This is a genomic window from Pseudomonas sp. G3-39 (assembly GCF_054790485.1).
In genome coordinates this window covers 996,370-1,010,825 of sequence record NZ_CP186497.1, presented here as the reverse complement: position 1 = coordinate 1,010,825, position 14,456 = coordinate 996,370, and the positions used below count along the sequence as shown (strand labels likewise).

At 60.5% G+C, this 14,456-nt stretch carries 10 protein-coding genes; 9 read left to right on the top strand and 1 reads right to left on the bottom strand.

What is annotated here, in order from left to right:
- Positions 1–87: 87 nt before the first annotated feature.
- Positions 88–1,164 (bottom strand): polysaccharide deacetylase family protein, encoded by a 1,077-nt coding sequence (locus ACOYXG_RS04450; protein ID WP_431188391.1) that lies wholly within the window; start codon positions 1,162–1,164, stop codon positions 88–90.
- Between the two features lie 314 nt (positions 1,165–1,478).
- Here ACOYXG_RS04450 and yaaA point away from each other — a divergent pair, with 314 nt between their 5' ends.
- The 9 genes from yaaA (at position 1,479) to ACOYXG_RS04405 (ending at position 14,392) form a co-directional block, all read left to right on the top strand.
- Positions 1,479–2,258 carry a peroxide stress protein YaaA gene (gene yaaA, locus ACOYXG_RS04445; protein ID WP_460356128.1) on the top strand — a complete coding sequence of 260 codons (780 nt, stop codon included), beginning with the start codon at positions 1,479–1,481 and terminating at the stop codon, positions 2,256–2,258.
- Positions 2,259–3,069: 811 nt separating this feature from the next.
- Positions 3,070–4,386: a nucleotide sugar dehydrogenase gene (locus ACOYXG_RS04440; protein ID WP_047601441.1), complete on the top strand. Its 1,317-nt coding sequence runs from the start codon at positions 3,070–3,072 to the stop codon at positions 4,384–4,386.
- A gap of 106 nt (positions 4,387–4,492) precedes the next feature.
- A complete protein-coding gene (alg8, locus tag ACOYXG_RS04435) occupies positions 4,493–5,974 on the top strand; it encodes a glycosyltransferase family 2 protein (RefSeq protein ID WP_219738132.1) in 1,482 nt (493 codons plus the stop codon).
- Between the two features lie 35 nt (positions 5,975–6,009).
- Complete coding sequence (locus ACOYXG_RS04430) at positions 6,010–7,179, top strand: alginate biosynthesis protein Alg44 (RefSeq protein ID WP_027610927.1); 1,170 nt, start codon at positions 6,010–6,012, stop codon at positions 7,177–7,179.
- A 15-nt stretch (positions 7,180–7,194) separates the two neighbouring features.
- On the top strand, positions 7,195–8,697 hold the full coding sequence (gene algK, locus ACOYXG_RS04425; RefSeq protein ID WP_177325604.1) for an alginate biosynthesis TPR repeat lipoprotein AlgK: 1,503 nt from the start codon (positions 7,195–7,197) through the stop codon (positions 8,695–8,697).
- On the top strand, positions 8,694–10,175 hold the full coding sequence (locus ACOYXG_RS04420) for an alginate export family protein (protein ID WP_103369091.1): 1,482 nt from the start codon (positions 8,694–8,696) through the stop codon (positions 10,173–10,175). Before algK ends, ACOYXG_RS04420 begins: the two co-directional genes overlap by 4 nt.
- A gap of 26 nt (positions 10,176–10,201) precedes the next feature.
- A complete protein-coding gene (gene algG / locus ACOYXG_RS04415; protein WP_041064886.1) occupies positions 10,202–11,788 on the top strand; it encodes a mannuronan 5-epimerase AlgG in 1,587 nt (528 codons plus the stop codon).
- Positions 11,789–11,798: 10 nt separating this feature from the next.
- Positions 11,799–13,259 (top strand): alginate O-acetyltransferase, encoded by a 1,461-nt coding sequence (locus ACOYXG_RS04410; RefSeq protein WP_096795172.1) that lies wholly within the window; start codon positions 11,799–11,801, stop codon positions 13,257–13,259.
- An 8-nt stretch (positions 13,260–13,267) separates the two neighbouring features.
- Complete coding sequence (locus ACOYXG_RS04405) at positions 13,268–14,392, top strand: mannuronate-specific alginate lyase (RefSeq protein WP_460356120.1); 1,125 nt, start codon at positions 13,268–13,270, stop codon at positions 14,390–14,392.
- Positions 14,393–14,456: the final 64 nt, after the last annotated feature.

Sequence of the window (14,456 nt, the reverse complement as noted above, 5' to 3'; positions counted from 1 at the left end):
AGACCCCGCTAAAGTCGGAAGTCCGCCTGCATCGAATTCTCTAGAAAAATCGCCCCAAGCCCAATGTTTCCGGGCTTTTTCCGTTTGTCAGCGAAACCCGTCCTGACAGTCCTCAAAGCCGATGCCGCTTTGCGCAGTTTGCGTGATCAGCCACGGCAACGCGGTTTTCACCGCATCCTGTTTCATGTTGAAATTGATCACCCCGTGACGCCACAGCAGCATCAGGGTCAGCACCCGCTGCGCACTCTGCGCGCCCTTGAGCTTGCCGGCGCCGTCCTGGGCATCGATATCCCACAGCGCCACTTGCAGGCCCTGATTGCGGAAGAAGCTGCCGGCATCACTGCGGCGCTGTCCCTCCGGCGGACGGAACAGCGGCACATAGTTCTCCGGCAACTTGTTCTTCACCAGATCGGCGCTGCGGCGCACCGAGTCCTGCCAGTCCTGCCAATAGCTGTGGGAGCGGAACTCCCAGCCCTGCACGCCCACACACTGTTTCGAGAACTCCGATTGCAGGTTGCTCACCGAGCGATCAGCGAGCCGCGCCTGCACATCCTTGCCCAACAGGAAGAACGTGCCGCTGAGATTGGATTTGCGCAGGTAGTCGGCAATCCAGTCAGTGTTGTCCGGCTGCAGATTGGCGGCGCTATCGAAGCTCAGCAGAAACAGCCGATCGTGCATCTCGTCGCCGTTGCGCTCGTAGTCGCCGAATTGATCGACTTCGCTGCTGGTCTGCGGCGACAGCGCCGCCTTGCGCATCAGCTCGTCCAGATACTGCAGATGAAACAACCGGCTCGGCTCGGCCCACTTGGTGTAATAGCTGTCGTCGCTGACCACAAACTTGGCGGCCTGCTCGCGCAGGGTCGGCAGGTCCTCGACGAGGAAGCAGAACGAGGCATCCTGATCGCAGCTCTGCTGGGCGAAGTTGTAGTTGGCCAACAGACGTTCCCAGAGCCGCTGCCGCAGGTGGCTGATCGCGTCGACGTTGACCGTGCGCAACCCCAAACGCTGTGCCAGCGCGGCCTCGTCCAGCGCCTCGGTGCCGAGCAGGCCCCGGGCGAACATGAGGATTTCCGCGCGCGAGGCGACGTCGAACAGCGTCGGGCTGCTCAGTTGCTCCGGCCAGGTGCTGCGATCCAGCGTCGCCACATCGCCCGGCGCCGCCATGGCCCCGAAGCTCAACAGCCACGCGGTGAATAAAAGAACAATGCGCAAAGGGGTGTCTCCATAACCAAACCCGCGCGGCACTATAGCTGATCCCGCACGATTCCCAGCAGCAACACCTATCTCCTGTGGGAGCGAGCCTGCTCGCGAATACGGTGTATCGGTCCACATTTATAGTGAATCTGAATCTGCTTTCGCGAGCAGGCTCGCTCCCACAGGGGGTTTGAGTTAGGCCGTCGATCACCTATGGACTTGATAGCTGGAGTCCACTCGGCCAACCCCCTAGAATCGCCCCCACGATTAAAGGAGACGACTTCATGCTGATGGTGATTTCCCCCGCCAAGACCCTCGATTACGAAACACCGCCGGCGACCCAGCGCTTCACCCAGCCGCAATACCTCGATCATTCTCAGGAGCTGATCCAGCAGCTGCGCGAACTGAGCCCGGCACAGATCAGCGAACTGATGCACGTGTCCGACAAGATCGGCGGCCTGAATGCCGCGCGTTTCGGCAGCTGGACGCCCGCCTTCACCCCGGAAAACGCCAAGCAGGCGCTGCTCGCGTTCAAGGGTGACGTATACACCGGCCTCGACGCGCAATCGTTCAGCGAAGCTCAGTTCGACTATGCGCAAAAGCACTTGCGCATGCTCTCCGGTCTCTATGGCCTGCTGCGTCCGCTGGACCTGATGCAGCCGTATCGTCTGGAAATGGGCACCAAACTGGCCAACGCCCGTGGCAAGGACCTGTACGCGTTCTGGGGTACGCGCATCAGCGAATGGCTCAACGAAGCGCTGGCCGATCAGGGCGACGATGTGCTGCTGAACCTGGCCTCCAACGAGTACTTTTCGGCGGTCAAACGCAGCGCCCTGAACGCCCGGATCATCAACACCGATTTCAAGGACCTGAAGAACGGCCAGTACAAGATCATCAGCTTCTACGCGAAGAAGGCCCGCGGCCTGATGAGCCGTTTCGTGATTCAGGAAAAAATCAACGATCCTGCCCTGCTCAAGCAGTTCGATGTGCAGGGTTATCGCTTCAGCGCCGAGCAGTCGAAACCGGACAATCTGGTGTTTCTGCGCGACCACGCTCCGGAATAAAGCATGCCCATTGCACGACTCTGTCTATAAAGAGTCGTGCAGCTCGCACGACGTCAAAAATTCCTCGCCACATTTCGCCGTTTTATTGGCGCCATAAAATCGTCCCCGGCATTTCTAATTTTAGTTTCACTCGACACCCGCACTTTTTTTCAGTAGTGGCACCTAAATTTTTTTACGGTAGTGGCACAAAACTATCTAGCTCGATTACGCGCCGATTAATAAAGGCCCAAATCGAAAGTGCTATCAAATTGAGACCAGTGCCATCTTTGGCAATATTTCAAAAAATTTCAGCTTTCGCGATGAGCGGGTAGGAACTATGTCCAAATGCATAGCTCATACCACCGGTAACGATTCTCGCCGAGTTTGTACGAGATAACTTACGCAGAGCGGAGAACCATGTAACCAAGTTGTCACAGCAACTTGCCTAGATGGTTCACTCATCTGATCAACTAACGATGGATAGGTGATACGCACCATAAACATCCTCTACAAGGCCAAGGCTGCGCCCCTGTAATTGTGCTCGCCTGAGCACCCAACCGCTTGATCTACGGGCCTTTCGTCCGACATCAGGTGGACTGAACACATGCACAAGAGTCTTCCAGCAAGAAGATCCGCTGCATAACAGGGCAAGTCATAACAACTAAGGCCTAGTTGCGCACATCTTGAGTGCACTTATTTAGACACTCGGAACTTAGTATGCCTGCACACGGCATTGTGGCGCCTGTATGCCGCACTTTCGAGTGCACTATGACCGCTGAACACCATTAACTCCGGCCATCTAATGGCTTGATAAAACACAGAGGTAATTGCGATGCGCATCAGCATATTTGGTTTGGGTTACGTTGGCGCAGTGTGTGCCGGTTGCCTGTCTGCACGGGGCCATGACGTGGTTGGCGTCGATGTTGCCAAAGACAAGATCGACATGATCAACGCCGGCAAGTCGCCGATTGTGGAACCGGGTCTGGGCGAACTTCTGGCTCAGGGTATCGAGACCGGTCGTCTGCGCGGTACGACCAACTTCGCCGAGGCGATTCGTGACACCGACCTGTCGATGATCTGCGTCGGTACGCCGAGTAAGAAGAACGGCGACCTGGAACTGAACTACATCGAGGCGGTGTGCCGCGAGATCGGTTTCGTACTGCGTGAAAAAACCACCCGCCACACCATCGTGGTACGCAGCACCGTGCTGCCGGGCACCGTCGCCAACGTGGTGATCCCGATCCTCGAAGACTGCTCGGGCAAGAAGGCCGGTGTCGATTTCGGCGTCGCGGTCAACCCGGAATTCCTGCGTGAATCCACCGCGATCAAGGACTACGACCTGCCACCGATGACCGTCATCGGCGAGTTCGACAAGGCCTCGGGCGACGTTCTGCAATCGCTGTACGAAGAACTCGACGCGCCGATCATCCGCAAGGACATCGCGGTCGCCGAGATGATCAAGTACACCTGCAACGTCTGGCACGCAACCAAGGTCACCTTCGCCAACGAGATCGGCAACATCGCCAAAGCGGTTGGCGTCGATGGTCGTGAAGTGATGGACGTGGTCTGCCAGGACAAGACCCTCAACCTGTCCCAGTACTACATGCGCCCGGGCTTCGCCTTCGGTGGTTCGTGCCTGCCCAAAGACGTGCGCGCCCTGACCTACCGTGCAGGTTCGCTGGACGTCGAAGCGCCGTTGCTCAACTCGCTGATGCGCAGTAACGAATCGCAAGTGCAGAACGCCTTCGACATCGTTGAAAGCCACGACAAACGCAAAGTCGCCCTGCTCGGTCTGAGCTTCAAGGCCGGTACCGATGACCTGCGCGAAAGTCCGCTGGTGGAACTGGCCGAAATGCTGATCGGCAAGGGCTACGACCTGAGCATCTACGACAGCAACGTCGAGTACGCCCGTGTTCACGGCGCGAACAAGGACTACATCGAGTCGAAGATCCCGCACGTGTCGTCCCTGCTCAACTCGGACTTCGATTCGGTGATCGACAACTCCGACGTGATCATCCTCGGCAACCGCGACGAGAAGTTCCGCGCGCTGGCCCAGGAAGCGCCGCAAGGCAAACAGGTCATCGACCTGGTCGGCTTCATGGCCAAAGCCACCAACCCGGGTACTCGCACCGAAGGTATCTGCTGGTAAGTCAGCCTTCCGGCCGGGGGATTTGAACCCTCGGCCGGTTCTTCGCCTGCCTTAACCCCATCGGGCCACCCGACAGGCTCGCCCGAGATAGAGACGGATGCAGATTATGCACAGGCTAAAGCACGGCCTACTTCAGGCCGCCGGTTGGCTGTTTTACCTCAGTTTGTTGTTGGGCCTGGCCTTGATGCTGCCCACGTCCACGTTCGACTCCGAGTCGAAGGACTTTATTTTCCTGATTGGCGCCGTGGGTATCTGGCGCTACTCGATGGGTGCAACGCACTTTGTGCGCGGCATGATTTTTCTCTACATCGTTTACCCGCACCTGCGCCGCAAAGTGCGCAAGCTGGGTAAGGCGGCGGACCCGTCGCATGTGTTTCTGATGGTCACCAGTTTCCGTATCGACGCGCTGACCACCGCGCAGGTCTACAGCTCGGTGATCCGCGAAGCCATCGACTGCGAACTGCCGACCACCGTGGTCTGCTCGATCGTCGAAATGTCCGATGAGCTGCTGGTCAAGGCGCTGTGGGCGCGGATGAATCCGCCAGACCGCGTGAAGCTCGACTTCGTGCGCATTCCCGGCACCGGCAAGCGCGATGGCCTGGCTTATGGTTTCCGCGCGATCTCCCGTCACCTGCCGGACGACCGTGCCGTGGTGGCCGTGATCGACGGCGACACCGTGCTCGGCGAAGGCACCGTGCGCAAGACCGTGCCGTGGTTCCAGCTGTTCGGCAACGTCGGTGGCCTGACCACCAACGAATTCTGCGAAGTACGTGGCGGCTACATCATGAGCGAATGGCACAAGCTGCGTTTCGCCCAGCGTCACATCAACATGTGCTCGATGGCCCTGTCCAAGCGCGTGCTGACCATGACCGGGCGTATGTCGGTGTTCCGCGCCACCGTGGTGACCGATCCGGAATTCATCGCCGACGTCGAAAGCGACTCGCTGCAACACTGGCGCCTGGGCCGTTTCAAGTTTCTCACCGGCGACGACAAGTCGAGCTGGTTCAGCCTGATGCGCCTGGGTTACGACACCTTTTACGTGCCGGACGCCGCGATCAACACCGTTGAGCATCCGCCGGAAAAGAGCTTCATCAAGGCCAGCCGCAAACTGATGTTCCGCTGGTACGGCAACAACCTGCGCCAGAACTCGCGAGCGCTGGGCCTGGGTGTGAAACGCCTCGGCGCCTTCACCTCGGTGGTGCTGTTCGATCAGCGCGTATCGATGTGGACGTCGTTGCTGGGCCTGACCGTGGCGATCATCGCCAGCTTCAAGTACGGCGGCGCGTTCATCCTCGCCTACCTGCTGTGGATCGGTATCACCCGCCTGATTCTGACCCTGCTGCTGTCGTGCTCCGGTCACCGGATCGGCCCGGCCTATCCCGTGATTCTGTATTACAACCAGATCGTCGGTGCGCTGGTGAAGATCTACGTGTTCTTCCGCCTCGACCAGCAATCCTGGACGCGCCAACCCACTTCCCTGACCCGTGATCTCGCCAGCTTTCAACGTTGGTTCAACACCTGGTCGTCTCGGACCATGACCTTCTCCGCCGGCAGCATTTTCGTCGCCGTGCTGCTGATGATGGTCTGACCTGCCCCTATTGAATTAACAAGGAAATCGCCCCCATGAATACCGCCGTCAACGCCAACGTAGTGCATGAATCCGAAGCCCAGCGTCAGCACGCCCGAGTGAAAATCCCGGCCAAACTGCGTTTCTTCGGCCCAGACCGGACGCCGGTCGAAGCGCGGGTCCTCGACCTGTCCGCCGGCGGTCTGGCGTTCAACGCCGGGCAACTGCCGCTGACCATCGGCGAGGTGTACAAGGCACGCCTGCAATTCGTCATCGACAACCTCGGCCTGGCCATGGACGTCGAACTGCAAGTGCGCTCCTACGACCGCCAGAGCGGCCGCGCCGGTTGCCAGTTCCAGAATCTGGAACCGCAGGACATCTCGACCCTGCGTCACCTGATCACTTCGCACCTGGCCGGCGACATCGTCAGCATGGGTGAAGTACTGGCGACCCTGCAGCGCGACAACTTCACCAAGGCGCGCAAGGTCAAGGACGGCGGGAGCGGCATGACCCCGTTCGGGCGTCTGAAAGCCGTGACTTTCAGCGCCGGCATTTTCGCCATCGGTCTGGTCGCTTTCGGTTTCGTCTTCAAGTCGGTGTACGGCATGTACTTCGTCAGCCACGCGCAAGCAGGTCTGGTCAGCGTGCCGGGAATGAACATCACCATGCCGCGTGACGGCACGGTGCAGAGCCTGGTCAAGTCCGACGGCGTCGCCGCCAAAGGCGCGCCGCTGGCGACCTTCAGCACCAGCATGCTCGACGTGCTCAAGGGCCATCTGGACGAAGACCAGTTGCAACCGGCCAAGGTTGAAGAACTGTTCGGCAAGCAAATGACCGGCACCCTGACTTCTCCGTGCGATTGCACCGTGGCCCAGCAACTGGTGGCTGACGGTCAGTACGCGAGCAAGGGCGACGTGATCTTCACTCTGGTACCGCGCAATACACAGGCCACCGTCGATGCACGCTTCTCCTATCGTCAGTTCGGCGACGTGCGTCCGGGGACGCCAGTGAGCTTCCAGATCGCCGGCGAAGACCAGACCCGCACCGGCAAGATCGTCAGCAGCACCAGCCTGAAAAGCGCCGACCTGTCCTCCGACATCCGCGTGCAGATCCAGCCGGACGAACCACTGGACAGCAGCTTCGCCGGGCGCCCGGTGGAAGTGAACAGCGATCGAGGTCCGAACCTGAACTGGCTGATCGACAAAGCCATGGCTGCCGGTCTTTAAGTCGAGGACATGCCTGTGACTACTCCTATCTTGAACACACCGCCGAACCTGTGGGAGCGAGCCTGCTCGCGAAAGGATCAGCGCGGTTTGTCTGAAGTACCGAGTCGACTGCTTCGCGAGCAGGCTCGCTCCCACATGGGTTTGATGGTGTGCTCGCTGGCATTGGCGGTGAGTCTCGCCGGTTGCGCCGGCCTGCCCGACCAACGTCTGGCCAACGAAGCGCTCAAGCGTGGCGACACCGCCACCGCCGCGCAAAACTACCGCGCACTGGCTGATCTGGGTTACAGCGAGGCGCAAGTCGGTCTCGCCGATATCCAGGTCGACAGCCGCGACCCCGAGCAGATCAAACAGGCCGAAGCGACCTACCGCGCCGCCGCCGATGTTTCGCCACGGGCCCAGGCCCGTCTCGGTCGCCTGCTGGTAGCCAAGCCCGGGTCAACCGAAGCCGAGCACCACGAAGCCGAAAGCCTGCTGAAAAAAGCCGCCGCCAATGGCGAAGGCAACACGTTGATCCCGCTGGCGATGCTGTACCTGCAATTCCCGCACAGCTTCCCGAACATCAACGCGCAGCAGCAGATCGATCAGTGGCGCAAATCCGGCTACCCGGAAGCCGGTCTGGCGCAGGTGCTGCTGTATCGCACTCAGGGCACTTACGACCAGCATCTGGATGACGTGGAAAAAATCTGCAAGGCCGCGCTCAACACCACCGACATCTGCTACGTCGAACTGGCCACGGTCTATCAGAAACGCGCCCAGCCTGAACAACAGGCCGAGCTGATCAAGCAGATGCAGGCCGGTTACAGCCGTGGCACGGTCAGCGCGCAGCGCGTCGATTCGGTGGCCCGCGTGCTGGCCGATTCGACCCTCGGCAAGACCGACGAGAAGACCGCGCAGTCGCTGCTCGAACCGATCGCCCCGGGCTACCCGGCATCGTGGGTGACCCTCGCGCAGCTGCTCTACGACTTCCCGGAACTGGGCGACGTCGATCAGATGATGAAATACCTGGACAACGGCCGCGCCGCCGACCAGCCGCGCGCCGAACTGTTGCTGGGCAAGCTCTACTACGAAGGCAAACTGGTGCCGGCCGACGCCAAAGTCGCCGAAGAACACTTCCAGAAAGCCGTCGGCCGCGAAGTCGCCGCCGACTACTACCTCGGCCAGATCTATCGCCGTGGTTACCTGGGCAAGGTCTACCCGCAGAAGGCCCTCGACCACCTGCTGACCGCTGCGCGCAATGGCCAGAACAGCGCCGATTTCGCCATCGCCCAACTGTTTTCCCAAGGCAAGGGCACCAAGCCCGACCCGCTCAACGCCTACGTATTCAGCCAATTGGCCAAGGCGCAGAACACCCCGCAAGCCGATGAACTGGCGACCACCCTGGCCGCGCAATTGCCGCCCGAGCGTCTGGCCGAAGCCCAGCGCCTGCTGCAACAGGAACAGGCCAGCCGTGGCGCCCTGAACCAGAACACGCTGCAACTGCACGCCCTGCAAGAAGAAGACGGCGAGGAATCCCTATGAAGTTGAATCCCTTTGTGAAGGCCGGCATTGGCCTCACGTTCGCGCTGATCTGGTCTTGCCCGACACTGGCCGCGATCACTGAAACCAAGAACTTCGGCCTGGAAGTAAAAATCACCGGCCAGTCCGAAGACGACCGCGACCTCGGCACCGCCAGCGGCGGCGACGTCAACGGTGTGGGCCTGGACCTGCGTCCGTGGGTCTACGGCGAAAGCGGCGCGTGGAGTGCCTACGCCATGGGCCAGGCCGTGACCTCGACCGACATCATCGAGACTGACACCCTGCAGCAGTCCGACGGTGAGCAAACCACCGACAACAGCGACCGCAAAACCAAGAAAAACTATCTGGCGATGCGCGAGTTCTGGGTCGGCTACAGCGGCCTGACGCCGTACCCCGGCGAGATGCTCAAGCTCGGTCGCCAGCGCCTGCGCAATGACGACGGCCAATGGCGCGACACCAACATCGAAGCGCTGAACTGGACCTTCGACACCACCCTGTTGCGCGCCAACGTCGGTGTCGCCGAACGCTTCAGCGAATACCGCACCGACCTCAAAGAGCTGGCACCAAAAGACAAGGATCGCCTGCACGCCTACGCCGATGCCGCTTACCAGTGGACACCGGGTAACTGGGTCGGCATTCGTGGTCATCACACCCACGACAACGGCAAGCTCGATTACGCCGAACCGGGCGTGCCCCGCGACACCCTCGACAAAACCCAGAACGGCGACATCAGCTGGCTCGGTCTGACCGCCGACAGCGACGCCTACAACTGGCGCAACACCAACACCGTCAACTACTGGGGCAGCATCACCGGCATGAGCGGCGACCTTGATTCGGTCAACCCGCTGAACGCCGATGGCAGCCGTCCGGCCCAAGCCAAGCGCAGTGATGACATCAACGGCTGGGCCACCGATCTGGGCGTGCGTCTGCGCCTTGATCCGCAGTGGCAGGTCGGTGCGGCCTACGCCCGCGCCAGCGCCGATTACCAGCAGAACGGTCTGGAGAGCAACCGCTCCAACTACACCGGTACCCGCTCGCGCGTGCACCGTTTCGGCGAAGCATTCCGTGGCGAAATGAACAACATGCAGACCGCGACCCTGTTCGGTTCGTGGATGCTCAACGACCAGTACGACGCCAGCCTGATCTACCACAAGTTCTGGCGCGTGGACGGCAACAAGCCGGTGGGCAGCAACGGCATCAACGCCGTGGAAAACAACACCGACGACGTCACCGGCGCGATCCTCTCCAGCACCTCGCTGCCGCTGCAGGATGGCAACAAGGATCTGGGTCAGGAAATGGACCTGGTGGTGACCAAGTACTTCAAGCAAGGCTTGCTGCCGGCGGCGTTGAGCCAGTCGATCGACGAGCCGTCGGCGCTGGTGCGCTTCCGTGGCGGTGTGTTCAAGCCCGGTGATGCCTATGGCAGCCAGGTCGATTCGTACATGCACCGCGCGTTCATCGACGTGATCTGGCGCTTCTGATGCAAACCGCCAAGGGAGTGCCCGACATGCACCATGCAAGGAAAGGCTCGCTCAGCCTGTTGGCCGGCGCCATGCTGCTGGCCTCCGCTGGCGCGTTCGCCACGGTGGAACCGGCTGTGCCTCAACAGGGCAAACCGGTGACCACCGCCAAAGAGCTGCAACAAGCCAAGACCTACACCGTCAGCAGCGCGCCGACCGAGGCGCTGGAACTGGCCAAGCCGAAACTGCCCGACCTGTCCGGCTTCACCGCCGAAGCCGCTGCCGCGAAGATCAATCGCAGCAAACCGGGCAAGATCAGCGTGCGCCGGATGATGCAGGAAGACGCCCTGAAGGACTTCATCGGCGGCGACAACAAGATGGCCGAATGGGTGGTGCGTCAGCACGGCATCCCGCAGGCGATCTTCGTCGACGACGGCTACCTGAACCTCAAGGATCTGGCGCAGAAACTGCCCAAGCAGTACTTCAGCGAGACCTCGCCGGGCGTGTACCTGGCGAAGCTGCCGATCGTGGTAGGCCGCAAAGGCATCCTTGAAATCGACGGCCAGACCCAGGAGTTGCGTCTGTCGCAAGAGGCCGGTTCGTTCCTGGTCAACGACGGTCAGCTGTTCGTGCGTGACACCAAAGTCACTGGCTGGCGCGAGAAGGACAACGGCCCGGCCACCTTCCGTTCGCCGAAGGAATTCCGTCCGTTTCTGCTGGCCTGGGGCGGCACCGAGACCTACATCGTCAACAGCAAGATGGCCAGCTTCGGTTACGCCAACAGTAAGTCGTACGGGGTGAGTATTTCCCAGTACACGCCGAACATGGCCAAGGTGCTCAAACGCCCTGAACCGACCGGCTGGATCGTCGGCTCCGAGTTCTCCGACATGTGGTACGGCTTCTATTGCTACGAGACCCGCGACTTCGTGGTCAAGGGCAACACCTACAAGGACAACATCGTCTACGGCATCGACCCGCACGACCGTTCCCACGGTCTGATCATTGCCGAGAACACCGTCCACGGTACGAAGAAGAAGCACGGCATCATCATTTCCCGTGAAGTGAACGACAGCTTCATCTTCAACAACAAGAGCTACGACAACCACCTCTCGGGCCTGGTGATCGACCGTAACAGCGTCAACAACATCATTGCCTACAACGAGATCTACAAGAACCACACGGACGGCATCACGCTTTACGAGTCCGCCGACAACCTGCTGTGGGGCAACAAGGTCATCAGCAACAAACGTCACGGCATCCGCATTCGTAACAGCGTGAACATCCGCCTCTACGAAAACGTCGCCATGGCCAACGGTCTGACCGGCGTCTACGGCCACATCAAGGACCTGACCGACACCGACCGTGACATCAAGCTCGACCCGTTCGACGCGCAAGTCTCGCTGATCGTGGTCGGCGGTGAACTGGCGGCCAACGGCAGCGGCCCGATGGCCATCGACTCGCCGTTGAGCGTCGAGCTGTATCGCGTATCGATGCTGGCGCCGACCAAATCCAGCGGCATCAGCTTCAACGGCATCCTTGGCGAGCGCCAGGATGAAATTCTCGACCTGCTGGTACGCCAGCAGAAAGCCGTACTGATCGACCCTGTCGAACGCCAGACCGAACTGCGGGACTGAGGATAATTTTATGCACCCACACTTGATCAAATTACTCAGCCTGTCGGCCCTGACCGTGGGCATTCTGGCGGCCAGCAATGCTGCCCGCGCCGATGACGCGGCGGGCGCCACCCCGCCAAAATTCAGCGCCGAACCGTGCTGCAACCTGTGCCCGGCCGCCCATGACGCGAAGAACTACACCACGCGCTACCAGCAGAACTTCACCACCCTGGTGCAGGCGCAGGGCGACTGGCTGTTCCGTACCCAGGAAGATTTGCGCACCGAGTTCAACACCACTCCGGCCGGCTACAAACGCCTGCAACAGCTGCACGATGCGTTCAAGGCCAAAGGCGTCGAACTGGTGATCGTCTATCAGCCGACCCGTGGCCTGGTGAACCGCAACAAGCTCAATCCGCAGGAAAAAGCCGCGTTCGATTACGAGAAAGCGCTGGGCAACTACAAGACCATGCTCGGCCGTTTCGCGCAGATGGGTTACGTGGTACCGGACCTGTCGCCGCTGACCAACGAATCGCTGCCGGACACCCTGCCCGCCCACGATTTCTACTTCCGCGGCGACCAGCACTGGACCCCATACGGTGCCCAGCGCACAGCGAAAATCGTCGCCGAGAAGGTCAAGCAGATCCCGGCCTTCGCCGACATTCCCAAGCGTGAATTCGAAACCAAACGCACCGGGCGCATGGGCAAGACCGGCACCCTGCACAACATGGCCGGGCAACTGTGCGGCACCAGTTACGCGATCCAGTACATGGACCAGTTCACCACCGAGCCGAAAGGCGAAGCCGGTGACGGCGACCTGTTCGGTGACTCCGGCAACCCGCAAATCACCCTCGTGGGTACCTCGCACAGCGGCAAGAACTACAACTTCGCCGGCTTCCTCGAAGAGGCCATTGGCGCCGACATTCTCAACGTCGCCTTCCCCGGCGGTGGTCTGGAAGGTTCGATGCTGCAGTACCTCGGTAGCGACGAATTCCAGAAGACCCCGCCGAAGATTCTGATCTGGGAATTCTCGCCGCTGTACCGCCTCGACCAGGAAACCATCTATCGCCAGATGATGTCGCTGCTCGACAACGGCTGCGAAGGCAAAGACGCGCAAATGTCCGCCAGCACCACGCTCAAGCCTGGCGGCAAACAGGAACTGCTGGTCAACAGCAAAAACCTGAACCTGCAAAACAGCAGCCATCAGGTCGACATCCGCTTCGCCGACCCCTCGGTGAAAACCCTGCAAGCCACCCTCTGGTACATGAACGGTCGCCACGAGGACATCAAGATCGAGAAACCGGAAACCTCCGACACCGACGGTCGTTTCGCCTTTGAGCTGCGCACGGACGAAGACTGGGCCTCGCAAAATCTGCTGGCAGTCGAAGTCCAGGGCCCGGAAGCGGGTACCGCGCCGCAAAAAGTCGAAGCGAAAATCTGCAAACGCAACGTATTCCCGGGCGCTGGGCCACAAACCGCTCAGCTCGGGCAATGAGGTCTGCTATGCGAAATCGAACGATCAAACACTTGCTTGCGCCATCCCTGCTGACCCTGGCGATGTTCGCCGGGGCCACTCAGGCCGCCGCACCACTGCGTCCGCCACAGGGCTACTTTGCGCCGGTGGATAAATTCAAGAGCGGCGACAACAGCGAAGGCTGCGACGCGATGCCGGCGCCGTACACCGGGCCGCTGCAATTTCGCAGTAAGTACGAAGGCTCGGACAAGGCTCGCGCGACGCTGAACGTGCAGTCGGAAAAAGCCTTCCGCGACACCACCAAGGACATCACCACGCTGGAGCGCGGCACCGCCAAACGGGTGATGCAGTTCATGCGCGACGGTCGTCCGGAGCAGCTCGACTGCACGCTGAACTGGCTGACCGCGTGGGCCAAGGCCGATGCGTTGATGTCGAAAGACTTCAACCACACCGGCAAATCAATGCGCAAATGGGCGCTGGGCAGCATGGCCTCTTCGTACATTCGCCTGAAGTTCTCCGACTCGCATCCGCTGGCCACGCATCAGCAAGAAGCGCAGCAGATCGAGGCGTGGTTCAGCAAGATGGCCGATCAGGTGGTCAGCGACTGGGACAACCTGCCGCTGGAAAAAACCAACAACCACTCGTACTGGGCCGCGTGGTCGGTGATGGCGACCTCGATCGCCACCAACCGTCGCGACCTGTTCGATTGGGCAGTGAAGGAATACAAGGTCGGGGTCAATCAAGTCGATGCCGACGGCTTCCTGCCTAACGAGCTCAAGCGCCAGCAACGCGCCCTCGCCTATCACAACTACGCCCTGCCGCCACTGGCGATGATCGCCAGCTTCGCCCAGATCAACGGTGTCGATCTGCGTCAGGAAAACAACAGCGCGCTCAAGCGTCTGGGTGATCGGGTGCTGGCCGGGGTGAAAGACCCGGACCAGTTCGAGAAGAAGAACGGCAAAGAGCAGGACATGACCGACTTGAAAGAGGACATGAAATTCGCCTGGCTCGAACCGTTCTGCACCCTCTACACCTGCCCGGCGGATGTGATCGAGAAGAAGCACGGCATGCAGCCGTTCAAGACCTTCCGCCTCGGCGGCGACCTGACCAAGGTCTACGACCCGTCGCATGAGAAGGGCAACAAGGGTTCGTAAGAGTGAATGCAATCCCCTGTGGGAGCGGGCTTGCTCGCGAATGCCGTCTGACATTCAAAACTGA

Coding starts and splice junctions, on each gene's coding strand:
- ACOYXG_RS04450 (WP_431188391.1), bottom strand. CDS start 1,164: ATGGCGGCGCCGGGCGATGTGGCGACGCTGGATCGCAGCACCTGGCCG.
- yaaA (WP_460356128.1), top strand. CDS start 1,479: ATGCTGATGGTGATTTCCCCCGCCAAGACCCTCGATTACGAAACACCG.
- ACOYXG_RS04440 (WP_047601441.1), top strand. CDS start 3,070: ATGCGCATCAGCATATTTGGTTTGGGTTACGTTGGCGCAGTGTGTGCC.
- alg8 (WP_219738132.1), top strand. CDS start 4,493: ATGCACAGGCTAAAGCACGGCCTACTTCAGGCCGCCGGTTGGCTGTTT.
- ACOYXG_RS04430 (WP_027610927.1), top strand. CDS start 6,010: ATGAATACCGCCGTCAACGCCAACGTAGTGCATGAATCCGAAGCCCAG.
- ACOYXG_RS04420 (WP_103369091.1), top strand. CDS start 8,694: ATGAAGTTGAATCCCTTTGTGAAGGCCGGCATTGGCCTCACGTTCGCG.
- algG (WP_041064886.1), top strand. CDS start 10,202: ATGCACCATGCAAGGAAAGGCTCGCTCAGCCTGTTGGCCGGCGCCATG.
- ACOYXG_RS04410 (WP_096795172.1), top strand. CDS start 11,799: ATGCACCCACACTTGATCAAATTACTCAGCCTGTCGGCCCTGACCGTG.
- ACOYXG_RS04405 (WP_460356120.1), top strand. CDS start 13,268: ATGCGAAATCGAACGATCAAACACTTGCTTGCGCCATCCCTGCTGACC.